This is a genomic window from Cellulomonas fimi (assembly GCF_028527925.1).
Taxonomy (GTDB): Bacteria; Actinomycetota; Actinomycetes; order Actinomycetales; family Cellulomonadaceae; genus Cellulomonas; species Cellulomonas fimi_C.
Window position 1 is genome coordinate 109,540 of sequence record NZ_JAPESW010000006.1, and the last position, 22,924, is coordinate 132,463.

At 73.9% G+C, this 22,924-nt stretch carries 21 protein-coding genes; 13 read left to right on the forward strand and 8 right to left on the reverse strand.

Translation table 11 applies throughout. The features are described 5' to 3' along the window. Positions 1–7: 7 nt before the first annotated feature. Positions 8–2,800 (reverse strand): cation-translocating P-type ATPase, encoded by a 2,793-nt coding sequence (locus tag OMK64_RS04920; RefSeq protein WP_272726966.1) that lies wholly within the window; start codon positions 2,798–2,800, stop codon positions 8–10. Between the two features lie 154 nt (positions 2,801–2,954). Here OMK64_RS04920 and OMK64_RS04925 point away from each other — a divergent pair, with 154 nt between their 5' ends. From OMK64_RS04925 to OMK64_RS04935, 3 genes are all read left to right on the forward strand, one after another. Next, the gene (locus tag OMK64_RS04925; protein ID WP_272726967.1) at positions 2,955–3,476 is read left to right on the forward strand and encodes a hypothetical protein; all 522 of its coding nucleotides are present in this window, start codon (positions 2,955–2,957) and stop codon (positions 3,474–3,476) included. A gap of 135 nt (positions 3,477–3,611) precedes the next feature. Next, the gene (locus tag OMK64_RS04930) at positions 3,612–4,058 is read left to right on the forward strand and encodes a DUF6325 family protein (RefSeq protein ID WP_272726968.1); all 447 of its coding nucleotides are present in this window, start codon (positions 3,612–3,614) and stop codon (positions 4,056–4,058) included. 34 nt (positions 4,059–4,092) lie between these two features. Then, positions 4,093–4,425, forward strand: a complete 333-nt coding sequence (locus OMK64_RS04935; protein WP_272726969.1) for an SHOCT domain-containing protein — start codon at positions 4,093–4,095, stop codon at positions 4,423–4,425. 62 nt (positions 4,426–4,487) lie between these two features. Here OMK64_RS04935 and OMK64_RS04940 read toward each other — a convergent pair whose 3' ends face one another. After that, a complete protein-coding gene (locus tag OMK64_RS04940) occupies positions 4,488–6,077 on the reverse strand; it encodes an MFS transporter (protein ID WP_272726970.1) in 1,590 nt (529 codons plus the stop codon). Positions 6,078–6,222: 145 nt separating this feature from the next. Between OMK64_RS04940 and OMK64_RS04945 the strand changes: the two genes are divergently transcribed. Continuing rightward, positions 6,223–7,050, forward strand: a complete 828-nt coding sequence (locus OMK64_RS04945) for an alpha/beta fold hydrolase (protein WP_272726971.1) — start codon at positions 6,223–6,225, stop codon at positions 7,048–7,050. Between the two features lie 54 nt (positions 7,051–7,104). On the opposite strand, the gene OMK64_RS04950 is transcribed toward OMK64_RS04945, so the two are convergent. Then, positions 7,105–7,326 carry a CDGSH iron-sulfur domain-containing protein gene (locus tag OMK64_RS04950; RefSeq protein ID WP_272726972.1) on the reverse strand — a complete coding sequence of 74 codons (222 nt, stop codon included), beginning with the start codon at positions 7,324–7,326 and terminating at the stop codon, positions 7,105–7,107. Then, a complete protein-coding gene (locus OMK64_RS04955) occupies positions 7,323–8,348 on the reverse strand; it encodes an iron-containing redox enzyme family protein (RefSeq protein WP_272726973.1) in 1,026 nt (341 codons plus the stop codon). The genes OMK64_RS04950 and OMK64_RS04955 overlap by 4 nt, the downstream gene beginning before the upstream one ends. Positions 8,349–8,565: 217 nt before the next feature. Between OMK64_RS04955 and OMK64_RS04960 the strand changes: the two genes are divergently transcribed. From OMK64_RS04960 to OMK64_RS04970, 3 genes are read left to right on the forward strand one after another with little or no spacing between them, the layout of a single operon-like run. Beyond that, entirely contained in the window at positions 8,566–8,943 is a 378-nt protein-coding gene (locus tag OMK64_RS04960) for an SHOCT domain-containing protein (protein WP_272726974.1), read from the forward strand. An 11-nt stretch (positions 8,944–8,954) separates the two neighbouring features. Then, entirely contained in the window at positions 8,955–9,683 is a 729-nt protein-coding gene (locus OMK64_RS04965; protein WP_272726975.1) for a potassium channel family protein, read from the forward strand. 56 nt (positions 9,684–9,739) lie between these two features. After that, positions 9,740–10,816 (forward strand): carboxylate-amine ligase, encoded by a 1,077-nt coding sequence (locus OMK64_RS04970; protein WP_272726988.1) that lies wholly within the window; start codon positions 9,740–9,742, stop codon positions 10,814–10,816. Between the two features lie 50 nt (positions 10,817–10,866). Here the strand turns inward: OMK64_RS04970 and OMK64_RS04975 are convergent, their stop codons facing one another. Further along, positions 10,867–11,046, reverse strand: a complete 180-nt coding sequence (locus OMK64_RS04975) for a chromosome partitioning protein (protein ID WP_272726976.1) — start codon at positions 11,044–11,046, stop codon at positions 10,867–10,869. 88 nt (positions 11,047–11,134) lie between these two features. Between OMK64_RS04975 and OMK64_RS04980 the strand changes: the two genes are divergently transcribed. The 3 genes from OMK64_RS04980 (at position 11,135) to OMK64_RS04990 (ending at position 12,649) form a co-directional block, all read left to right on the forward strand. Further along, positions 11,135–11,740: a flavodoxin family protein gene (locus OMK64_RS04980; RefSeq protein WP_272726977.1), complete on the forward strand. Its 606-nt coding sequence runs from the start codon at positions 11,135–11,137 to the stop codon at positions 11,738–11,740. 131 nt (positions 11,741–11,871) lie between these two features. Further along, entirely contained in the window at positions 11,872–12,102 is a 231-nt protein-coding gene (locus OMK64_RS04985; protein WP_124343118.1) for a hypothetical protein, read from the forward strand. 40 nt (positions 12,103–12,142) lie between these two features. Then, a complete protein-coding gene (locus OMK64_RS04990; protein WP_272726978.1) occupies positions 12,143–12,649 on the forward strand; it encodes a hypothetical protein in 507 nt (168 codons plus the stop codon). Between the two features lie 27 nt (positions 12,650–12,676). On the opposite strand, the gene OMK64_RS04995 is transcribed toward OMK64_RS04990, so the two are convergent. Further along, positions 12,677–13,438 (reverse strand): deoxyribonuclease IV, encoded by a 762-nt coding sequence (locus tag OMK64_RS04995; RefSeq protein ID WP_272726979.1) that lies wholly within the window; start codon positions 13,436–13,438, stop codon positions 12,677–12,679. Between the two features lie 67 nt (positions 13,439–13,505). After that, positions 13,506–14,789, reverse strand: coding sequence for an NAD(P)/FAD-dependent oxidoreductase (locus OMK64_RS05000; RefSeq protein ID WP_272726980.1), 1,284 nt, complete (start codon positions 14,787–14,789; stop codon positions 13,506–13,508). Between the two features lie 107 nt (positions 14,790–14,896). Between OMK64_RS05000 and glgX the strand changes: the two genes are divergently transcribed. The 3 genes from glgX to treZ are packed head-to-tail and all read left to right on the forward strand — an operon-like array spanning position 14,897 to position 21,466. After that, the gene (gene glgX, locus OMK64_RS05005; protein ID WP_272726981.1) at positions 14,897–17,149 is read left to right on the forward strand and encodes a glycogen debranching protein GlgX; all 2,253 of its coding nucleotides are present in this window, start codon (positions 14,897–14,899) and stop codon (positions 17,147–17,149) included. After that, the gene (gene treY, locus OMK64_RS05010) at positions 17,146–19,671 is read left to right on the forward strand and encodes a malto-oligosyltrehalose synthase (RefSeq protein WP_272726982.1); all 2,526 of its coding nucleotides are present in this window, start codon (positions 17,146–17,148) and stop codon (positions 19,669–19,671) included. Before glgX ends, treY begins: the two co-directional genes overlap by 4 nt. Positions 19,672–19,675: 4 nt before the next feature. Next, positions 19,676–21,466, forward strand: coding sequence for a malto-oligosyltrehalose trehalohydrolase (gene treZ / locus OMK64_RS05015; protein WP_272726983.1), 1,791 nt, complete (start codon positions 19,676–19,678; stop codon positions 21,464–21,466). 48 nt (positions 21,467–21,514) lie between these two features. Here treZ and zapE read toward each other — a convergent pair whose 3' ends face one another. Further along, positions 21,515–22,606 carry a cell division protein ZapE gene (zapE, locus tag OMK64_RS05020; RefSeq protein ID WP_374694058.1) on the reverse strand — a complete coding sequence of 364 codons (1,092 nt, stop codon included), beginning with the start codon at positions 22,604–22,606 and terminating at the stop codon, positions 21,515–21,517. Positions 22,607–22,924 lie beyond the last annotated feature (318 nt).

The window sequence follows — 22,924 nt, forward strand, 5'->3', positions numbered from 1 at the left end:
CCGCCCCTCAGACCGTCCCGGCGCTGCGCGCCCGCACAGGGCTGACCGCCTCCTGCGGCGTGAGCGGTGCGGGCACGGGGCGACGCCGGCGCATGAGCGCCTTGTCGATCTCGGCGACGAGCGGCAGCACGAGCGCGAGGCCGATCGCGGCGAACCACTGGGGGCCCGTGAGCGACTGCGTGGTCAGCCAGCCCTGCAGGAAGTCGAGCTCGGTCGCGAGGACGACGAGCAGCACGGGAACCGTCAGGACCTTGACGGCCGACAGCACGGGCGGCAGCAGGCCGGACTCGGGCTCGCGGCGCAGGACCAGGCCGGACAGGGTCGACCCGAGCCCCATGACGACGAACGCCATCGTCATCGACGCGCTCGGGTCGTCCTTCGACAGCTCGTCGGGGCCGGCCACGAGCGGCACGGCGGTCGCGAGGCACAGGACCACGCCGTAGAGGACCCACCGGCCGATCGCGCGCCGGTTGCCGATCCCGAGCCTCGGGTCGCGCGGCGGGCGGCTCATGATCTCCGGTCCGACGGGGTCGAGCATGATCGCGATCACGGGTCCGACGCAGACGAAGAAGTTGAGGAACAGCACCATCATCGGCGTGAGCGCGACGCCGCCGTTGAGGTCGGCGATCGTCGCCAGCAGGAACAGCAGGACCAGGCCGATGAGCTGGCTCATCTGGAACCGGATGTACGCGGTGATCTTCTGGTAGATGCTGCGGCCGAGCTCGACCGCGTGCACGAGCGTCGAGAAGTTGTCGTCGGTGAGGACGAGGCGCGCGGCCTGCTTGGTGACCTCGCTGCCCGAGCCCATCGCGACGCCGATGTCGGCCTGCTTGATCGCGGCGGCGTCGTTGACCGCGTCCCCCGTCATCGCGACGACGAGGCCCTGACGCTGCATGAGCTGCACGAGCCGCAGCTTGTCCTCGGGCGTGACGCGGCCGAACACGTGCAGGTCGGGCAGCCGGGCGAGCAGCTCGTCGTCCGTCATGCGCGCGAGCTCGGCGCCGCTGATCGCGCCGGGCGGCAGGCCGAGGTCGGTGCCGATCGCGGACGCCGTGACGGCGTGGTCGCCGGTGATCATGCGGACGTCGATGCCGGCGCGGTGCGCGATCTCGACGGACACCCTGGCCGAGGGCCGCAGCGGGTCCATGATCCCGACCATCCCGACGAACACGAGCTGCTGCACGTAGGCCATCGGGTCGGCGACGAGACCGGCCTCGTCGGCGGGCGTGAGGATGCGCACGGCGAACGCCAGGGTCCGCAGGCCGGACTGGGCGAGCCGGTCCTGCTCGGCGTCGATCGCGGGCCGCAGCTGGTCGATGTCGACGAACTGCCCGGGTGCGGCGAGCGCGTGCGTGCAGCGCTGCAGCACGACGTCGGGACCGCCCTTCACGACCTCGACGAGCACGCGCGGCTGGTCGCGCCACGGCATCCAGTGCGCGGTCGCCATGAACTTGTAGGCGGAGTCGAACGGCACCTCGGCGACGCGCGGGTAGGTGCGACGGCTCTCCTCGGCGTCGACCCCGAGCTTCGCGGCGAGCACGACGAGCGCAGCCTCGGTCGGGTCGCCGACGACCGCCCCGTCGTCGGACACGAGCGCGTCGCTCGCGAGGCACAGCCCGTACGCGAGCGGGGTCAGGTCGGGAACCTCGGCACCGGCGGGCGACAGGATGCGGCCCGTCTTCGCGTACCCGGCACCTTCGACGGTGTAGTGCTGCCCGCCGAGCCAGAGCGCGGTCACCGTCATCTCGTTGAGCGTGAGCGTCCCGGTCTTGTCCGAGTTGATCGCGCTCGTCGCGCCGAGGGTCTCGACGTCCGCGAGGTTCGCGACGATCGCCTTCGCGGCCGCGAGCTGCTTCGCGCCGTACGCGAGCATCGCCTGCACGAACGTGGGCAGGCCGGTCGGGATCGCGGAGATGGCGACCGCGGTCGCGAGGAACAGCAGGTCGCCGAGCGGGTCGCCGCGCAGCACGCCGATGACGACGATGAGCGCGACCGCGGACCACGCGATCGCGCCGAGCACCTTGGTGAGCGCGTCGAGCTCGCGCTGCAGCGGCGACTTCGTCTTCTCGACCGACGACAGCAGCGTCGCGATGTGACCGATCTGCGTCGTCATGCCGGTCGCCGTGACGAGCAGCGTGCCGGTGCCGCGCGTCACCGCGGTGTTCTGGAACGCCATGTTGGCGCGGTCGCCGAGCGGGACGTCCTCGTCGGCGAGCGGGTCGGTCGCCTTGCCGATCGGGGCGCTCTCCCCCGTGAGCGCCGCCTCCTGCGTCTCCATCGTCGCGGTGCGGACCAGCCGCCCGTCGGCGGGCACGACGTCACCGGCCTCGAGCTCCACGACGTCGCCCGGGACCAGCTCGTGCGCCGGGACCAGCGACACCGCACCGTCGCGCCGCACCTTCGACATCGGCTCCTGCATCGTCGCGAGCGCGTCGACGCTCTTGCGCGCCTGCATCTCCTGCCGCGTCCCGATCACGACGTTGAGCAGCACGAGGAACCCGACGATGGCCGCGGTCGAGAACTGCCCGATGACGAGGCTCACGACCGCGACGGCCACGAGCATGAGGTTCATCGGGTCGCGCACCTGTCCCAGCAGCACGGACCACACCGACGGCGGCGCCTGCGCGGTCAGCGTGTTCGGGCCGTACTGGCGCTGGCGCATCCCGACCTCGCCGCCCGCGAGCCCGGTGCGCGGGTCGGTGCCGAGCGCGCGCGCGACCTCCTCCGTGGTGAGCGCCCACCAGCGCGTGTCGTTGCCGGACGTGCCGGGCGTTGCCGGCGCCTGAGTCGACTGGGTCACGTCCACCCTCCCTGGGTCGAGCCGGTGCGGGCCCGGCCCGCGGTGCTCGTCTCGCCCCACGACGCTAGGACGGTCCCGGTGCCGGCCGCCTCACTCGCGGAAGGTGAGCCGCGCACCCCGGGACGCGTGTGCCGGCCGGGTGCAGACTGCCCCTGTGACGACCGACAGCACCCGACCCGAGCAGGCCGTCCGCGCGCTGTCGCACGCGCAGCAGCACCGGCGACGCGCGTCGCACCTGTACGGCCTCGTGATCACGGGCTCCGTGCTGGCCGCCGCACCCGAGAAGTTCGGGCTCGCACGCCTGGCGCTCGCGCTCGTCGGCACGCTGCTCGTGTACTGGGCTGCGGAGACGTACGCGCACTGGATCGCGCTGCGCTCGCTGCTCGGCCGCCCGCTGCACGGGCACGAGCGCACCGAGGTCGTCCAGGACGGCCTGCCGCTCGTCGCGGCGTGCCTCGTCCCGGTCGTGGTGCTGCTCGTGGAGGCCGCGATCGGCGTGGAGACGTCGCGCGGCGTGGAGGTCGCGCTCGTCATCAACGTCGCGCTGCTCGGGTTCGTCGGCTGGAACATGGCCGGCGGCGGCGGGATCACGGGGTGGCGGCGGTTCGTCGCGAGCGTCCTCACGGCCCTGCTCGGGATCGCCATGGTCGCGCTCAAGCTCACGCTCCACCACTGAGACCCGGACCCCGCCGCGCTACCACCCGCGGCGGGTGATGCGTCCACGCCGGCGCGCGACGAGAGTGACGAACCCGTGGACCCGTCGGGGTGCCGCGGGGCACGTGCGCAGCGGGTATCGGACGAGGAGGACGACGTGAGCGACGTGGAGGACACGACCGAGGAGCTCGGGCCCATCGACTACCTGGTCGTCGAGTTCCCGAGGAACAAGCTGGACGGGACCGCGTTCCCGCTGCTGGTGGACCTGGTCGACCGCGGGATCATCCGCGTGCTCGACCTCGTCTTCGTGGAGAAGGACGAGGACGGCGAGGTGCACGCGCTCGAGCTGCACGAGGCCGCGTCCGGCGAGGTCGACCTGTCGTTCTTCGAGGGCGCCGCGTCAGGCCTCATCGGGGACGACGACGTCGCCGAGGCTGCGCAGGCGCTCCAGAACGGCTCGGCCGCGGGCATCCTCGTCTTCGAGAACCGCTGGGCGGCGCCCTTCGCGGCGGCGCTGCGGCGCGGCGGGGGCCAGCTCGTCGCGAGCGGCCGCATCCCGGTGCAGGCGATCCTCGCGGCGCTCGACGACCTCGACGCCGCGTGACAGACCCAGGACGGACGACCCGGAGGAGGAGACCATGCCAGGACTGATCCGCGGGGTGGCCCGCACGGCCGTCGTCGCGGGCACGGCGAGCGCCGTGTCCGGACGCGTGCACCACCGCCAGCAGCAGCGCTGGGCCGACCAGGCGAACAGCCAGGCCTACACCCAGCAGCAGGCGTACGCACAGCCGTCGTACGCCCAGCCGGCGTACGCGCAGCCCGTGTACGTCGCCGCTCCCGAGCCCGAGACCGAGGGCCCGGACATGGACACCAAGATCGCCCACCTCAAGCAGCTCGCGGAGCTGCGCGACCAGGGCGTGCTGACCCCGGACGAGTTCGAGGCGCAGAAGGCGCAGATCCTCGCCTCCTGACGGTCAGGCGGAGCCCCCGGCGACGGTGCCGGGGGCTCCGTCGTGCGGGCCGGGAGCGGCGGTCAGCCGAACGCGGCGCCCTCGACCGCGCTGCTCGGCGCCGGGTCCGGGAGCCGGCGCATGCGCAGGGCGTTGACCAGGCCGAGCAGGCCGGCCACGAGCGGCAGCAGGAGCGCGACCTGGAGCGCTCGCGGCCGCACCTCGTCGTTGATGCGCACGATCTCGTCCTGCACGGCCGGAGGCTCGTCCGCGAGCAGCTCGGTCAGCTGCGTCGTGCTCATGAGCTGGGCGTCCTCGTCGAGCGCGCGCGACACCTGCTGCTTCTGCGCGGGGTCGAGCACCGCGCTCGCGTCCGACTGCGCGGTGAAACCGACCGCGAGCGCGCCGAGCATGAGGGCGCCCGCGAACGCGAGGCCGAACGACAGCCCGAACGACCCTCCCGCGGAGTTCACGCCCGCTGCCTCGCTCACGCGCTCCTCGGAGATCGGCGACAGCGTGTAGTTGTTGAGCTGCGACACGAGCAGCCCGAGGCCCGACCCGACGACGACCAGCGGCACGACGAGCCACCAGCCCGACGACGCGCGCGGCACGACGGGCAGCAGCGCACCGACGCCGACGACCGCCAGCGCGAACCCCGCGAGCACCAGGTCCGCGGGTCGCCGGCCGCCCGCGCGCCTCCCGGCGAGCAGCGCGACCGCGAACATGCTCAGCGACAGCGGCGCGAGCGACAGGCCGGCGGCCATCGCGTCGTACTCGAGCACCATCTGCAGGAAGATCGGCAGCGAGATCATGAGCCCGCCGAGCGCGATCTGCTGGAGCATCTGCTGCGAGACGCCGACCCGGAACAGCGGCGACCGGAACAGGTCCGGGTCGAGCAGGACCGGACGGCCCGCGCGCTTGCGGCGCAGCAGCCAGCGGACCAGCACGACGAGCGCGACCGCGCCGGTCCCGATGAGCGCGCCGACGGCCTCGCCGCCCTCCTGCCAGACGAGCACGCCGAGCACGATGCCGCCCATCGCGAGCGCCGACAGGACCGCGCCGACGACGTCGACCGACCGGTCCCCCGTGTACGGGACGTCCCTGACGAGCCGGATCCCGGACAGCACCACCGCGATGACGACGGCCTCGAGCGCGAACGCGACGCGCCACGAGAGGTACGTGGTGATGAACCCGCCGAGCAGCGGTCCCACGGCCGCGGCGATCGACGCCGACGCGCCCACGAGCGCGTACACCTTCTTCTGCGCGGGGCCGCTGAAGTTGCCGTGGATGAGCGACTGCATCGACGGGAGCAGCAGCGACGCGCCGAGCCCCCCGACGACCGCCCAGAACACGATGATCGCCGTGAGCCCCTGCGCGAGCGTCATCGCGACGGCACCCGTCGCGTAGCCGAGCAGGCCGAGCACGTACGCCCGCTTGCGCCCGACGAGGTCGCCCACCTTGCTGCCGATGAGGATGAACGCGGCGGACACGAGCGCCTCGAGCGCGATGGCGGACTGCACGCCGCTCACCGTGGTGTCCAGGTCGCGCACGACCGCGGAGATCGACACGTTCATCAGCGACGTGTCGACGACGAGCACGAACATCGCCATCGCGAGCAGGACCGCGAGGCGACGGTCGAGCGGCGCCGACGCGGGACCGGGTGCTGCGCTCATGGTTCGCCATCCCGTCGTCGACGCGTCCGGACGATCGCAGCGTCCTGCCGCGGCACCGCGGGTGGCGTCACCCGTCGCGGGTGGTCCTGGAGCCGGGCAGCCGCGACGGCAGGCGGGCGCGCGGCCGACCTGCCAGGATCGGGCCGTGGTCGACCTGGCTGCGGGGTGGACGGAGCGCACCGTCCGCGTGGACGGGCGCCGCGTCCTCGTGCGGTGCGGGCCGCACGTCGAGGGCGCGGTGCCGATCCTGCACGTGCACGGGTTCGCGATCTCCGGCCTGTCCCTGCTGCCGACCGCGGAGCGGCTCGCGCACCGGGCGTGGAACGTCGTGCCCGACCTGCCGGGCTACGGGCGCAGCGAGAGCCCGCCGTCGACGCTCGGCATCCCCGCGCTCGCCGACGCCGTCCTGGAGGTGCTCGACGCGCTCGAGCTCGAGCGGGTCGTCCTCGTCGGCAACTCGATGGGCTGCCCGGTCGTGCTGGAGGTCGCGCACGTCGCGCCCGAGCGCGTGCACCGCGCGGTGCTCGCCTCGCCCGCGGGCGGCATGTACAACCAGCCGTTCGTCCGCGGGCTGTGGCAGCTGCTCAAGGACGCGACCCGCGAGAGCCCGGCGATGGCCCGCACCGCGGTGCCGGACTACCTGCGCTTCGGGCCGGTCAACACGCTGCGCCTGTTCGACGAGCTCGTCCGGTTCCCGTCGCAGGAGCGGATCCTGCGGCTCGACGTGCCCGCGCTCGCGGTGATCGGTAGCCGCGACCCGATGATGCCGCCGCCGTGGCGCGTCCTGGAGGTCGCGCGGCTCGCGCCCGAGCACGTGACGCTCGCCGTGATCGTCGGCGCGGCGCACGCCATGAACTTCAGCCACCCGGGCGAGCTCGCGCACGTCATCAGCTCGTGGCTGGACGACGTGCCGATCGTCGACGACCCCGACGAGCCCGGCCAGTCGCGTGTCCTGCAGGTGCCGCGCGACTGACGCACCCGTCGGACTGCCGCCTCCGCAGGGCGGGCGCCGCCGGGCACCGCGGGTTCAGGGCGCCTCGAACCCGATCGCCTTGTGGCTCCCGTCGCACCACGGCTTGATGGCCGACGCGCCGCAGCGGCACAGCGCGACGGTCGCGCGGTGCTTGGCGACCGGCTCGCCGCGGTCGTCCACGACGGGCACGTCACCGCGCACGAGGAGCGGACCGTCGGGGCACGCGACGATCGACCCGCGCACGGGCGCCGTGCGATGGTCGTCCGCGGCGCTCACGCGGCGGCCCGCAGCGACGACTCGCCGCGCTCCCACGCGCCGACGAGGTGGTCCGCGACGAGGTCGTCGAGGAACAGGCACGCGCCGGCCCCGAACAGGATGTCGCCGACGAGCTCGGGCTCCTGCTCGGCGAGCCCGCCCGCCAGGTCACGGCCCGCGATCTGCTCGTGCACCGCGTCGGCCTCGACGTGCTCGTCGAAGTACTCGGTGACGTCCTCGCCGTAGCCGTGCCGCCGGAACCCGTCGCCGTAGAGCCGGTTCGGCAGGGACGACGTCATCTCGAACGCCGCGAGGTGCCCCGCGATCGCGCCGCGCAGCCTCCGGTGCAGCCCGAGCAGCGACATCGCGTTGACGGCGGCGAGCGTGACGGCGGGCACGTCCTCGACGTACCGGCCGAAGGTCGGCTCGAGCCCTGCGCCCTGCATCGTGCGGGCGAACAGCGCGCTGTGCATCCGGTCGGGCGCTCCCCCGCCGTACTCGTCCGCCTGGATCTCGACCAGCGCCGCCTTCGCGGCACCGCCGAGCCGCGGGACCGCCCACGTGTGCGGGTCGGCCTCCTTCAGCTGGTAGACGGACCGGTGCACCAGCAGCTCGTGCAGCTGCTCGTCCGTCGCCTGGCGCCCGACGTACCGCGAGAGGCTCGGTCCGGGCGAGGGTGCGGTCATCGCGAAGAGGGTGTCCGCGACGGCTCTCCGGTCGGCCGGCACACCGTCCGGCACGGTGACCCGGGCGCGGAGCTCACGCTCGAACGCCTCCTCCAGCACCGCGCGCGCCCGCAGCAGGTCGGGCGCCCACTCCCACGCGTCGTCGACGCCCTCCACACCCGCGTAGTGCAGCTCGTAGAGCACGAACAGCGTCAGCTGGACGTCCTCGTCGGTCAGGAGGTCGGTGCTCTGCTCGACGGCGCGCCGGGCGGCCTGCACGAGCCGGTCGTCCGCCGGGGCGTCCGCGCGCGGGGCCGCCGCCGTCAGGGCGTCGATGACGGCCGCGCCGAGCGGGCCGCGGGGCTGGGGCGACTTCATCGGGTCTCCGAGGTGGCCGGGCACGGCCACACCTCCGAAGCCGTCGAGCAGGTCCAGCCTCACACGCCCGGGCGACCCCCGCACGGCGAGCCGGTCACCCGCCGCGTGTGCTCTGACCAGCGACGATCACCCTCGACGGGTGAGGAAAGTGCACGCCCGGTCGCGGGATGGTGGACCTGGCCGGGGAGCCCGCCGGCGGGGACCGAGGAGGCGTGCGATGGATTCGTTCTGGGACTGGTTCTGGCTGCTGGTGTGGTGGTTCGTGTTCTTCATGTACCTGGTGCTGCTGTTCCAGATCATCGGTGACCTGTTCCGCGACCGGTCGCTGGGCGGCTGGGGCAAGGCGCTGTGGGTCATCGGGCTGATCTTCCTGCCCTTCCTCACCGCGCTCATCTACATCATCGCCCGCGGCCGCGGGATGGCCGAGCGGCAGATGGCGCAGCTGCGGGAGACGCAGGCGGCGACCGACGAGTACATCCGGCAGACCGCGCAGACGTCACCGGCGAGCGCGATCGCCGACGCCAAGAAGCTGCACGACCAGGGCGTGATCAGCGCCGAGGAGTTCGCGCAGCTGAAGGCCAAGGCGCTCGCCTGACCCGCCCGGCGATGGACGGGAGGGGCCCGTCGCCGGGCGGGTCCGCGGGCCGCACCCGACGCGTGGTGCGGCCCGCGCACGCGCCCCCGGACGACTTCGGCGTCGTCCTGGGGCTGCTGTGCGTCGTCTACCTCGTGTTCGTCCTCACGGCCGAGCCGTGGACCAGCTGGCTCGTCGTCGTCGGCTACCTCGGGGCGCTCTTCTTCGCGGTCCGCACCTCCCGACCCGGCCCCCGGCTGCGCGTCGCGGTCCGGGCGGTGCTCGTCGTCTCGGCGCTCGCGACGATCGCCGCGCTGTCGTTCCTGCCGGAGCAGACCGCGACGGGCGTGGTCAACGGCGTCTTCTGCGTCCTGCTGGGCGTGACCCTCGTGACGATCCTCGGCCGGATCCTCACACGACGCGAGGTCACGCTCAGCACCATCGCCGGCGCGCTGAGCGCCTACATGATCCTCGGCCTCTTCTTCGCCAACGTGTTCGGCGTCCTCGCGTGGCTCCTGCCCGAGCCGTTCTTCGCGGGCGGGCAGCCCGCGGACCAGCAGTCGCTCCAGTACTTCTCCTTCACGACGCTCACCACCGTCGGGTACGGCGACTACACGGCGGCCAGCTTCGCCGGGCGCGGCGTCGCGACGTTCGAGGCGCTCCTCGCGCAGGTGTTCCTCGCGACCCTGGTGGCCCGGCTCGTCGCCTCCTACCGCCGCCAGTCCGCCGCCTCCGAGGACGCCGACGACGAGCGGGCCTGAGGGGCGCTCGACGCGCGCAGGACGGGCCGCTCCCCCACACTTGCCGCGTGCGAACCATGGGTGTCGAGGAGGAGTTCCTGCTGGTCACGCCCGAGGGCGTGCCGTACGCGGTCGCGCCGACGGTGCTGCGGCTCGCGGCCGACGAGCCGTCGGACCCACGACCGGGCGGCGACCTGGAGAAGGAGTTCAAGCAGGAGCAGGTCGAGGTGTCGACGCACCCGTGCACGGACCTCGACGACCTGCTCGCGCAGGTGCGCGACGGCCGCGCCCGGACCGACGCGCTCGCCCGCCGCGCGGGCGCGCGGATCGCGGCGATGGCCACCGCACCGCACGTCGTCGAGTCGACCGTCATCCCCGACCGGCGCGCGAACGAGATCCGGGCGCGGTTCGGGCAGACGGCCCGCGAGCAGCTCACGTGCGGGTGCCACGTCCACGTCGCCGTGGCGGACGACGACGAGGGCGTGCACGTCATCGACCACCTCCGCGCGTGGAACGCCGTGCTCCTCGCGCTCAGCGCCAACAGCCCGTCCTGGCTCGGCTCCGCCACGGGCTACGCGAGCTACCGCTCGCAGGTGTGGGGACGCTGGCCCACGGCCGGGGCGACCGCGCCGTTCGGCGACGCCGCGACCTACCGCGCGGTCATCGCCGCGCTGCTGCGCTCCGGGACCGCGCTCGACGACGGGATGATCTACTTCGACGCCCGGCTGTCGGCGCGCTACCCGACGGTCGAGGTCCGCGTCGCCGACGTGTGCCTCGACGCGCAGGACGCCGTGCTGCAGGCCGTGCTGGTCCGTGCGCTCGCGGAGACCGCCGTCCGGACCGACCCCGACCCGGCACCCGTGCGCGCGGAGATCCTGCGGTCCTGGACGTGGCGCGCCGCACGCTCGGGGACGACCGGCGAGCTCGTGAGCCCGACCACCGGCGAGCCGCGGCCGGCCGCGGACGTCGTCGCCGAGCTCGTCGACCACGTGCACGACGCGCTCGTCGAGTCGGGCGAGCTGGACTGGGTGCAGGCGCGGATCGCCGACGTCCTGCGCCGCGGGAACGGTGCCGTGCAGCAGCTCACGTGGCGCGCGGAGGGCGCCGACGACGACGCGGTCGTGCGCCGGGCGGCGGAGGTCACGCTCGGCTGACCCGCGCACGGATCACGGCCGGCACGCGCGCCACGTGCCGGCCGCGTCCGTCAGCCGGGGGTGCCGCGCTCCTCGTCGCCGGACTCGGCCGCCTCGCTCGCGTCGTCCTTCAGCGGTTCGGTCGTCGGTGCCTGGCTCTCGTGGCCCGGCGGCAGCGGGTCCGGGTCGACGCCCAACGAGGGAAGGTCGGGCTGCTGCGGGTCGAAGCTGTCGGGAAGGTTCTCGCTCATCGGCTCACCGTCGCACCGCACCTGCCGCCGCGCACGCGGACGCCGACGCCCGGATGCGGGCGCGCCGGTGCGGGGTCACGGTGGGGCGATGAGAGCCGTCGTCCTGAGCTGCACGCTGAAGCCGTCCCCCGCCCCGAGCAACACCGAGGCGCTCGCGAGCGTCGTGACCGACGCGCTGCGCACGCACGGCGTCGAGTCGGAGGTGATCCGGCTCGCGGACCACGACATCCCGCCCGGCGTCGAGTCCGACATGGGGCCCGGCGATGACTGGCCCGCGATCCGCGCGAAGATCCTCGACGCGCAGATCCTCGTCGTCGCCACGCCCACCTGGGTCGGTCACCCGTCGTCCTGGGCGCAGCGCGCGCTCGAGCGCATGGACGCGATGATCTCGGAGACCGACGACCAGGACCGGCCCGTCGCGTACGACCGGGTCGCGGGCGTCGTCGTCACCGGGAACGAGGACGGTGCGCACCACGTCATCTCCGAGATCGTCGGCGGCCTCGGTGACATCGGCTTCACGATCCCGCCCCAGGCCTGGACGTACTGGAACCAGGGTCCGGGCCCCGGACCGGACTACCGGGACACCGACCACGGCCACGACTGGTCCGCCTCGACCGGCCGCGCCATGGCGGGCAACCTCGTCGCGGTCGCACGCGCTCTCGCCGCGAACCCCCTTCCCCCGCCCGCGTCCTGACCGCACGTCCGGGTCGCGCCTCACCGCGGCCGGGCCGACGATGGAGAGCGGGTGGAGAACGAGCCCCGCGGGCGGTCGCGCCGCCCACCCGACCGACGCCTCGGTGCTCCGGGGACGCGGAGGTGCTGACGATGAGCTTTGAGCAGGAGTCCGGCCAGCTGACCGGGACCAAGGACAAGGACTACAACATCCTCTGGTTCACGCAGACGTGCCTCGACAACGTGCTGCGTCTGGAGACCTACGCCCAGGACGCCGAGCGTGACGGCGACACCGAGCTCGCCGAGTTCTTCCGCCGTGCCCAGGGCGAGAGCCGCAAGGGCGCCGAGCAGGGCAAGCAGCTCCTCGCGTCGCGGCTGCGCTGACGTGGGGCAGCGGACGACACCGCCGGTCGACCTCCGCCTGGTGCAGATCTACCTGAGCGACCACCTCACGGGGGCGTCGGGCGTGATCTCACGCGTCGGGTGGATGGTCGAGCGGTACGCGGGCACGTCGGCCGAGCCGGTCCTGCTGCGGCTCCTCGAGGAGCTGCGCCAGGAGCGGCGCGTCGTGCGGGGGCTCGCCGAGCACCTCGGTGTGCGCCTGTCGCCGTGGAAGCCCGTGGCCGCGGTCGCGGCCGAGCGCGCCGGGCGGCTCAAGCCGAACGGCCGGCTCACGTCGAAGTCGCCGCTGTCGCTGCAGCTCGAGCTCGAGGCGCTGCGCTCGGGCATCTCCGGCAAGCGGTCCCTGTGGGCGACGCTCGAGGTGTGGTCCGCGGCGCTGCGGCTCGACCGCGCCCGGCTCGCCGGGCTGCGCGCCCAGGCGGACGACCAGGTGCGCGCGGTCGACGAGCTCGCCGAGCGGGTCCGGACGGTCGCGTTCGCGACCGAGGCCGCCGTGCCCGACATCACCGCGGACGCGTCCCCGATCTGACGTCGGGCCGGGTCGCGTACGGGCCGGTCAGCCGGCGAGCGCCGCCCGGAGGAACGCGATGTCCTCGGCCTGGCGCTCGGCGGGGGTCTCGACGACCGCGTCGCACCCGGCCTCGCGCACGACGTGCGCGATGAGCTCGGGCGGGATCGTGCCGGTCGCGAAGTTCGCGTGCCGGTCGCGGCTCGACCCGGCCTCGTCGCGCGAGCTGTTGGCGTGCACGAGGTCGATGCGCCCGGTGATCGCACGGAGCCGGTCGACGATCGTCTCGAGGTCCTCGCCCGCCGCCCACGCGTGGCAGGTGTCGAGGCACACGCCGACGTCGTAGCCGCCGATCTTGTCCCACAGCATGGCCCACCGGTCGAGCGTGCGCGCGCACGCGTTCTCGCCGCCCGCGGTGTTCTCGACGAGCACGCGCACGGGGTAGGTCGCGCGCTCGAACGTCTTGCGCCAGTTGTCGATGCCGACCGCGACGTCGTCCCCGTCACCCACGTGCCCACCGTGCACGATCAGCCCGCGGGCTCCGAGCCCCGCGGCCGCGGCGGCGTGCTGCGCGATCATGTTGCGGCTCGGGATGCGGATGCGGTTGTTCGTCGACGCGACGTTGACCAGGTAGGGCGCGTGCGCGTAGATGCCGAGCCCGCTCGCGACGAGCGCGTCGGCGTCGTCGCGGGGCACGGGCTTCTTCCAGCCCTGCGGGTCGGCCAGGAAGATCTGGACGGCCTGGGCGTCGACCTCGCCGGCGGCGGCCACCGGGTCGGCGTCGCGGACGTGGGCGCCGATGAGCACCACGGTCGTTCTCCTTCGGTGGGAGGCGTCGGGCAGGGGTCAGGCTAGCCGCCGCCTCCGACGTCCGCGGTCACGCGCCCGTGAGCGACCCGAGCGGCACGTCGGGGTCGGCGAGGCGGTCCCGGTCCACGACCACGCCGGACCGGATGAGCGCCTGCACGTCGTCGACGACGTCCCACACGTTGACGTTCATCCCGGCGACGACGCGTCCGGCGCGTCGCCAGAACGCGACGAGCTCGCGCGCCGCCAGGTCGCCGCGGACGACGACCTCGTCGTACCCGCCGTTCCCGGTGTGACCGACGTACTCCATGCCGAGGTCGTACTGGTCGGTGAAGAAGTACGGGAGCCGGTCGTACGGCGCGTCGCGGCCGAGGATCGTCGCGGCGGCCGTGGTCGGCTGGTGCAGGGCGTTGGCCCAGTGCTCGACGCGCACGTGCGTCCCGAGCAGCGGGTGCTCGGCGCGGGCGATGTCGCCGACCGCGAGGACCTGCGGGTGCGACGAGCGCAGGTGCCGGTCGACGACCACCCCGTCCTGGACGCGCAGGCCCCCGGCCTCGGCGAGCCCGGTCCGCGGGACCGCGCCGATGCCGACCACCACGAGGTCCGCGGGCACGACCGTGCCGTCGGCGAGCGCGACGCCGCCCACCGACGTGCCGTCGCCGGCGGCGACGACCTCGGCGACGTCCGTGCGCGTGCGCAGGTCCACGCCGTGCTCGCGGTGCAGGTCGGCGAACAGCTCCGCGAGCTCGGGACCGAGGACGCCGACGAGCGGCAGGGCGTCGCGGACGAGCACGGTGACGTGCGCGCCCGCGCCGCGTGCCGCGGCCGCGACCTCGAGGCCGATCCAGCCGCCGCCGACGACCACGACGCGCCGGTCGGCCGTGAGGGCGGCGCGCAGGCGGTCGCTGTCCGGGAGCGTGCGCAGGTACACCACGCCGTCCAGGTCGGCACCGGGCACGTCGAGGCGGCGCGGCTCCGAGCCCGTCGCCAGGACCAGGTGGTCGAAGCCGGTCCGGGCGCCCGTGCCGTCGAGCACGTCCTGCGTCGCGAGGTCGAGCGTGGCGATCGTCGTCCCGGTGCGCAGGTCGACGTCGTGCGCGGCGTACCAGCCGACCTCGTGGACGAAGGCGGAGTCACGCTCGTCGCTGCCGGTCAGGTAGCCCTTGGACAGCGGCGGCCGCTCGTAAGGGCGGTCCGGCTCGGCGCCGAGCAGCGTGACGCGGCCGTCGTACCCGCCCTCGCGCAGCGCCTCGACGGTCTTGGCGCCGGCGAGGCCGGCTCCCACGACGACGACCCGACCGGACACGACGACCTCCCAGGTGAGGACCAGCGTGGCCCGTCGGCGCGCGGGCACCGTGCCCAGCGCAGCAGGTCAGGCCGGATCCCGCAACGGCTGGGCGTGTGCCGTAGTCCACGCCTCTCCCCCGCGCCGGATCGGCCGGCGGCTGGCAGATTGGGCGGATGCTGATCTGGCCGGGACGCCCCTATCCCCTGGGCGCCACCTACGACGGGACCGGGACCAACTTCGCGCTGTTCTCCGAGGTCGCCGAACGTGTCGAGCTGTGCCTCTTCGACGCCGACGGGACCGAGACGCGCGTCGAGCTCACCGAGGTGGACGCCTTCGTCTGGCACGGGTACCTGCCCGCCGTCGGCCCCGGGCAGCGGTACGGCTACCGCGTGCACGGTCCGTACGACCCGGCGCGCGGCCTGCGCTGCCACCCGTCGAAGCTGCTCCTCGACCCGTACGCGAAGGCGATCGACGGCCAGGTCGACAACGACCCGTCGCTGTACACGTACCGGTTCGACGACCCGACCGCGACGAACGACGACGACTCCGCGGCGCACACGATGAAGTCGGTCGTCGTGAACCCGTACTTCGACTGGGGCCACGACCGCCCGCCGCAGCACCAGTACCACGAGTCCGTGATCTACGAGGCGCACGTGCGCGGCCTCACGCAGCAGCACCCCGCGGTGCCGGAGGAGCTGCGCGGCACGTACTCGGGCCTCGCGCACCCGGCCGTGATCGAGCACCTGTCGTCGCTCGGCGTGACGGCGGTCGAGCTCATGCCCGTGCACCAGTTCGTCAACGACCCGGTCCTGCAGGACAAGGGCCTGTCCAACTACTGGGGCTACAACACGATCGGGTTCTTCGCCCCGCACAACGCGTACTCGGCGTACGGCGAGACCGGCCAGCAGGTGCAGGAGTTCAAGGCCATGGTCAAGGCCCTGCACGAGGCGGACATCGAGGTGATCCTCGACGTCGTCTACAACCACACGGCCGAGGGCAACCACCTGGGCCCGACGCTGAGCTTCCGCGGCATCGACAACGCGAACTACTACCGGCTCGTCGACGACGACCCGGCGCACTACTTCGACACCACGGGCACGGGCAACTCGCTGCTCATGCGCTCGCCCAACGTGCTGCAGCTGATCATGGACTCGCTGCGGTACTGGGTGACCGAGATGCACGTCGACGGCTTCCGCTTCGACCTCGCGGCGACGCTCGCCCGGCAGTTCCACGAGGTCGACCGCCTGTCGGCGTTCTTCGACCTGGTCCACCAGGACCCGGTGATCTCGCAGGTCAAGCTCATCGCCGAGCCGTGGGACGTCGGCGAGGGCGGCTACCAGGTCGGCGGGTTCCCCCCGCTGTGGTCGGAGTGGAACGGCAAGTACCGCGACACGGTCCGCGATTTCTGGCGCTCCGAGCCGTCGACGCTCGGCGAGTTCGCGAGCCGCATCTCGGGCTCGTCGGACCTGTACGAGCACACGGGCCGCCGCCCGATCGCGTCGGTCAACTTCGTGACGGCGCACGACGGCTTCACGCTCGCGGACCTCACGTCGTACAACGAGAAGCACAACGAGGCGAACGGCGAGGGCAACGCCGACGGCGAGAGCCACAACCGCTCGTGGAACTGCGGCGTCGAGGGTCCGACGGACGACGAGCACGTGCTCAACCTGCGCGACCGCCAGCGGCGCAACTTCCTCGCGACGCTCCTGCTGTCGCAGGGCATCCCGATGATCCTGCACGGCGACGAGCTCGGCCGGACGCAGCAGGGCAACAACAACGTGTACTGCCAGGACAACGAGCTGTCGTGGGTCGACTGGGACCTCGACGAGCGGCAGACCAACCTGCTCGAGTTCACGCGACGCGTCGTGCGCCTGCGGCAGGACCACCCGGTGTTCCGTCGCCGCCGGTTCTTCGCGGGCAAGCCCGACGAGGCGGACCCGTCGGACCTCAAGGACATCGAGTGGCTCGCGCCGACCGGCGAGCACATGAGCCCGGAGCAGTGGAACAGCGACCTCGCGCGCGCCGTCATGGTGTTCCTCAACGGCGACGCGATCGCCGAGCCGGACATGCGCGGCGAGGAGATCGTCGACGACTCGTTCCTCGTGCTCTTCAACGGCGAGCCGGAGGCGGAGACGTTCGTCGTGCCGTCGCACCGCTACGGCGACTCGTGGACGGTCGTGTTCGACACCGACTCGCAGGTCGCGCCCGGCGCGACGCTCGAGGCGGGCGAGGACGTGGCGCTCGCGCACCACTCCGTCGTGGTCCTCACGCGCCCGCCGCTGCAGACCAAGCCGTCGCCGTCGGGCATCGGCGCCGTCGCGGACGCGTCGCACGAGGCCGCGCGCGTGCGCCGGCAGGGCGACAGCGGCCGCACCGCGGACCGCGACGAGCCCCGACGACGCACCCGGAAGACGCCGAGCGCATGACCGAGCCCCGCACCGCGACCGCGCGGGCGACGCCCGCACGCCGGCTCGTCGGGCCGGGCCGTCCCGTGCCCACCTCGACGTACCGCGTCCAGCTCGGCGCCGACCTCACGCTCGACGACGTCGCGGCCCGCGTCCCGTACCTGGCGTCGCTCGGCGTGACGCACGTCTACCTGTCGCCGATCCTCACGGCCGCGCCGGGCTCGACGCACGGCTACGACGTGGTCGCGCACGACGAGGTCTCGCCGGTGCTCGGCGGGCTCGCGGCCCTGCGCCGGCTGTCCGCGGTCGCGCACGAGGCGGGGCTCGGCCTCGTGCTCGACATCGTGCCCAACCACATGGCCGTGCCCACGCCCGTGTGGCACAACCGCCCGCTGTGGTCCGTGCTCGACAAGGGCGCGGAGTCGCCGTTCGCGTCGTGGTTCGACGTCGACTGGTCGGCGGGCGGCGGGGACGTGCTCATGCCCGTGCTCGGCGACCGGATCGGCGCCGTGCTGGCGCGCGGCGAGCTGCAGCTCGACGAGGCCGACATCCCGGGCGAGGGCGTGCGGCCCGTGCTGCGGTACTACGACCACGTGTTCCCCGTCCGCGCGGGCACCGAGGCGCTGCCGCTCGCCGAGCTGCTCGAGCGTCAGCACTACCGCCTCGCCTACTGGCGCGTCGCCGACGAGGAGCTCAACTACCGGCGGTTCTTCGACGTCGGCACGCTCGTCGCGATCCGCGTCGAGGACCCCGAGGTGTTCGACGCGACGCACCGCCTGGTCCTCGACCTGATCGCGGACGGGACGCTCGACGGGCTGCGCATCGACCACCCCGACGGCCTGGCCGACCCGGCCGGGTACCTGGCGCGGCTGCGCGAGGCGAGCGGTGAGGCGTGGGTCGTCGTCGAGAAGATCCTGCAGGGCGACGAGCGGCTCCCCGGCGACTGGGACACCGCGGGCACGACCGGCTACGACGCGCTGTGGCGGATCCAGCAGACGTTCGTCGACCCGGGCGGAGCGGCGATCCTCGGCGGCACGATGCACCGGCTGACGGGCGACACGTCGGACGCGTTCCCCGAGATCGCCGCGCAGGCCAAGCGCGAGATCGTCGACGGCCCGCTGTACGCCGAGGTGCACCGCCTCACGTCCCTCGCCGCGGACATCTGCACGGAGGACCTGCGACTGCGGGACCACACGTGGCGCGCGCTCGAGGAGTGCCTCGTCGAGCTGCTCGTCGCGTTCGACCGCTACCGCGCGTACGTCGTGCCGGGCAGCCCCGTGCCGCCCGAGTCGGTCGAGGTCCTCGAGGCGGCCGCGGCCGAGGCCCGTGCACGCCTGTCGCCCGAGCGCGGCGAGACGATGGACGTGCTCGTCGACCTGCTGCTGGGCCGCGAGGTCGGCAGCGCGGGTCGGACCCGCGGGCGGCGGCGCGACGAGCTGATCGTGCGGTTCCAGCAGACGTGCGGCGCCGTCACGGCGAAGGGCGTCGAGGACACCGCGTTCTACCGCTGGACGCACCTCGTCGGGCTGTGCGAGGTCGGCGGCGAGCCCGAGCGGTTCGCGCTCACGCCGACGGACCTCGCGGCGTGGGCGGCGGACCTGCAGGTCTCCTCGCCGCTGGGCATGACGACGCTCTCGACGCACGACACCAAGCGCGGCGAGGACACACGTGCCCGCCTGGGCGTGCTGTCGGAGCTGCCCCTCGAGTGGTCGGCACTCGTCGACGCGCTGCGCGCGGCGTCCGCCCCCTTCCGCGGCTCGCTGCTCGACGGGCGCACCGAGAACCTGCTGTGGCAGACGCTCGCGGGGACGTGGACGCCGGACGGCCCGATCGCGGCGGATCGGCTCACGGAGTACCTGACGAAGGCGATCCGCGAGGCCAAGACCCGCACGACGTGGACCGCGCCCGACGAGGCGTACGAGCGCGCAGTCCTCGACACGGCGCGCGCCGCGCTCGAGGACCCCACGGTCCGTGACCTGATGACGGCGTGGGAGGCCCGCACGCGCCCGGCGGTGCGTGCGGCGACGCTCGGCACGAAGCTCGTGCAGCTCACGCTGCCCGGCGTGCCCGACGTCTACCAGGGCACCGAGGTCCCCGAGCCGACGCTCGTCGACCCCGACAACCGCCGCCCGGTCGACCACGAGGCGCTGGCCGCCCGGCTCGCCCGGCTCGACGACGGCGCCGGACCGCGCGACCTCGCCGACGAGAAGCTGCTCGTCACCGCGCGCACCCTGCGGCTGCGGCGGGACGTGCCCGAGGCCTTCGTCGGCCCCGACGCCGGCTACGTGCCGCTCGCGCACTCGTCGGGGAACAGCCTCACGTACGCCCGCACGGTGGACGGCGACCCGCGCGTCGCCGTCGTCGCGACGCGCCTGCAGGCGTCGGTCGACCGCCTCGGCGGCTGGGGCGAGCACACCGTCGCGCTGCCGGAGGGCGAGTGGCTCGACGTGCTGACGGACCGGCCCGCGACGGGTGGCGTGTGCGCGGTCGGCCCGCTGCTCGACCGCCTGCCGGTCGCGCTCCTCGTCCGGACGGAGGGCTGACGCCGTGCGCGCGCACGTCTGGGCCCCCGACGCCCGCGGCGTCGACCTCGTGCTGCCCGCGACGCGCGAACGGGTCGGCATGACGCCCGACGGCGACGGCTGGTGGACGGTCAAGCGCGACCTGTCGCACGGCACCGACTACGCGTACGCGCTCGACGGCGGCGACCCGCTGCCCGACCCGCGCAGCGCGTGGCAGCCCGAGGGCGTGCACGGGCCGAGTCGCGTCTTCCACGCGGGCCGCTTCACGTGGACCGACGACGGGTGGAGCGGGCTCGACGTCCGCGGCCGCGTGATCTACGAGCTGCACGTCGGCACGTTCACGCCCGGCGGCACGCTCGACAGCGCCGCCGAGGCGCTGCCCGAGCTCGTGTCGCTCGGCGTCGACGTCGTCGAGCTCATGCCGCTCGCCCCGTTCGACGGTCCGCGCGGCTGGGGCTACGACGGCGTCGGGCTGTACGCCGTGCACGACGCGTACGGCGGTCCCGAGGCGCTGCAGCGGTTCGTCGACGCCGCGCACGGCCTCGGCCTCGCGGTCTGCCTCGACGTCGTGCACAACCACCTCGGCCCGTCCGGGAACTACACCGGCCTGTTCGGCCCGTACGCGACGGACGCGCACCACACGCCGTGGGGCTCCGCGATCAACCTCGACCAGCCCGGCTCGCACGTCGTGCGCCGGTGGATCGTCGACAGCGCGCTGCGCTGGCTGCGGGACTTCCACGTCGACGCGCTGCGCCTCGACGCCGTGCACGAGCTGCGCGACGACTCCGAGCAGCACCTGCTCGCGCAGCTCTCCGACGAGGTCGCCGCGCTGTCGGAGCGGGTCGGACGCCCCCTGTCGCTCATCGCGGAGACGGACCTCAACGACGTCGTCAGCGTCGCCCCGACCGCGGCGGGCGGCTGGGGCATGACCGCGCAGTGGGCGGACGACGTCCACCACGCGCTGCACGCGCTCCTCACGGGCGAGCGGCACGGCTACTACGTCGACTTCGGCACGCCCGCGACGCTCCGGCACGCGATGACGCGCGTGTTCGTGCACGACGGCAGCTTCTCGACCTTCCGCGACCGCGAGTGGGGCAGGCCCGTGCCGAGCGGGACCGACGGGCACCGGTTCGTCGTCAGCACGCAGACCCACGACCAGGTCGGCAACCGTGCGATCGGCGACCGCCCCGCCGAGCGCCTCGACCCCGGCACGCTCGCCGGGTCCGCCGCGCTGCTCCTGCTGTCCCCGTTCACGCCCATGCTGTTCCAGGGCGAGGAGTGGGGCACCCGTACGCCGTTCCAGTTCTTCACGTCGTTCCCGGACCCCGAGCTCGGCCGGCTCGTGAGCGAGGGACGCCGGTCGGAGTTCGGCGGGCACGGGTGGGCGGACCTGTACGGCGGGCCCGTCGAGGTGCCGGACCCGCAGGACGAGGAGACCTTCCGTCGGTCGGTGCTCGACCGTGCCGAGCGCGACGAGCCGTCGCACGCGCGGCTCCTCGACTGGTACCGCGAGCTCGTCGCCCTGCGCCGCTCCGTGCCCGACCTCGCGTCGGGCGACCTGGCCGCGACCGACCTCACGTGGGACGGACCGGACGCCACCGACGGCCCGTGGCAGGGCGTCCTCGTCCTGCAGCGCGGCGCGGCGCGCGTCGTCGTCAACCTCACGGACGCCGACACCCGCGTCGCGCTCCCGTCGGACGCGCCGCTGGACGTCGCCGCGGCCTGGGAGCCCGTCACGCTCGAGCCGGGCGCCCCACCGCACGTCGTGGTCCCCGGCCGCTCGGTCGCCGTGCTCGTGCCCACCCTGGCGGACTGACCGCCGACGTCCGGTGCGGTCCCGCGCGGTCGTGACCGCGCGTCCGCGTCAGGCGGTGACGCGAGCCGCGCCGTCGGCGGCGAGCGCGCCGAGGCGGGACAGGGCGCGGTAGTACTTCTTGCGGTAGCCGCCCCGGAGCATCTCGGCCGGGAACAGGTCGCGCTCGCCCCCGCCGCCGAGCAGGACCGGCACGTCGCGGTCGTAGAGCCGGTCGACGAGCACGACGAGCCGCAGCGCGACGTCCTGCGTGGGCACGGGCGCGACGCCCGTGAGGCCGACGAGCTCGACGCCGTCGAGCAGCGCGCCGTACCGGCTGGGGTGGACGCGTGCGAGGTGGTCGAGCAGCGCGGGGAACGCGTCGAGCGTCGCGCCGGGCACGTCCGCGACGGCACGCCGCACGGCGGCGTCGTCGAGGCCGTCGGCGTCGGTCACGACGGACCGGTGCCGGTAGTCGGGGCCGTCGACGCGCAGCACCTCGAACCGCTCGGCGAGCGCCTGGATCTCGCGCAGGAAGTCGTCGGCCGCGAACCGGCCCTCACCGAGCGACTCGGGCAGCGTGTTCGACGTGGCCGCGAGCGCGACGCCGCGGTCGGCGAGCTCGCGCAGGAGGCGCGACATGAGGACGGTGTCGCCGGGGTCGTCGAGCTCGAACTCGTCGATGCAGACCAGCTTCTTGGCCGCGAGCGCGTCGACCGTCGGGAGGAAGCCGAGGGCGCCGACGAGGTTGGTGTACTCGACGAACGTGCCGAACGCGGCGTCCTGGGTGCCGACCGCGCGCGCGAGGGACGCGAGCAGGTGGGTCTTGCCAACACCGAAGCCGCCGTCGAGGTAGACGGCCGGCGGGGTGCGTCGGGACGCACGGCGGAACAGACCGCCCCCGCGCCCGGAGCCGTCGGTGATCGTGCGGGCGACGGTCCGCAGGCGGTCGACGGCCTCGCGCTGCGACGGGTGCGCCGCGTCGGGGACGTAGGTGTCGAACGACTCGCCGGCGAAGTGGCGCGGCGGGACGAGCTCGGCGAGCAGGCGCTCGGGCGGGACGTCGGGGGTCCGCCCGGTGAGCGAGGCCGGTCCCGGGCGCGCGCCGCCGGTGCGGGCGGCGGGGTCGACGGCTGTCACGACGGACAAGCCTACGTCCGGCATCCGGGACGCACGTCCCGGGGTGAGCGGCGTCACGCCCGGGCACGACGCCGCGCGTGGCCGCGGGGCTCCTACACCCGGACTGGACGCCCGTCCCACATGCCGGTGCGCTCGTCTCACCATGCGGAAGCCTTCTCCCGTGTCACCCGTTCGTCTGACAGCCTCGTCGGGTGATCGCGACCGGGACCCCCGCCATGTGTCGGTGCTGCTGCGCCGCCGCGGGCCCGGCCATGTCGATGTGCTGCTGTCCGCGGAGAGACTGACCCCGCCGCCCGCACCGGCGGCGCGCGCCCGGGACCGGCCTCGCTCACCGGGCGGACC

What these genes read in the sequence shown, in the direction of transcription:
- OMK64_RS04935 (WP_272726969.1), top strand. Translation starts at nt 4,093, where the DNA reads ATGCCAGGACTGATCCGCGGGGTGGCCCGCACGGCCGTCGTCGCGGGC.
- OMK64_RS04940 (WP_272726970.1), bottom strand. Translation starts at nt 6,077, where the DNA reads ATGAGCGCAGCACCCGGTCCCGCGTCGGCGCCGCTCGACCGTCGCCTC.
- OMK64_RS04955 (WP_272726973.1), bottom strand. Translation starts at nt 8,348, where the DNA reads ATGAAGTCGCCCCAGCCCCGCGGCCCGCTCGGCGCGGCCGTCATCGAC.
- OMK64_RS04960 (WP_272726974.1), top strand. Translation starts at nt 8,566, where the DNA reads ATGGATTCGTTCTGGGACTGGTTCTGGCTGCTGGTGTGGTGGTTCGTG.
- OMK64_RS04965 (WP_272726975.1), top strand. Translation starts at nt 8,955, where the DNA reads ATGGACGGGAGGGGCCCGTCGCCGGGCGGGTCCGCGGGCCGCACCCGA.
- OMK64_RS04970 (WP_272726988.1), top strand. Translation starts at nt 9,740, where the DNA reads ATGGGTGTCGAGGAGGAGTTCCTGCTGGTCACGCCCGAGGGCGTGCCG.
- OMK64_RS04975 (WP_272726976.1), bottom strand. Translation starts at nt 11,046, where the DNA reads ATGAGCGAGAACCTTCCCGACAGCTTCGACCCGCAGCAGCCCGACCTT.
- OMK64_RS04980 (WP_272726977.1), top strand. Translation starts at nt 11,135, where the DNA reads ATGAGAGCCGTCGTCCTGAGCTGCACGCTGAAGCCGTCCCCCGCCCCG.
- OMK64_RS04985 (WP_124343118.1), top strand. Translation starts at nt 11,872, where the DNA reads ATGAGCTTTGAGCAGGAGTCCGGCCAGCTGACCGGGACCAAGGACAAG.
- glgX (WP_272726981.1), top strand. Translation starts at nt 14,897, where the DNA reads ATGCTGATCTGGCCGGGACGCCCCTATCCCCTGGGCGCCACCTACGAC.
- treY (WP_272726982.1), top strand. Translation starts at nt 17,146, where the DNA reads ATGACCGAGCCCCGCACCGCGACCGCGCGGGCGACGCCCGCACGCCGG.
- zapE (WP_374694058.1), bottom strand. Translation starts at nt 22,606, where the DNA reads ATGCCGGACGTAGGCTTGTCCGTCGTGACAGCCGTCGACCCCGCCGCC.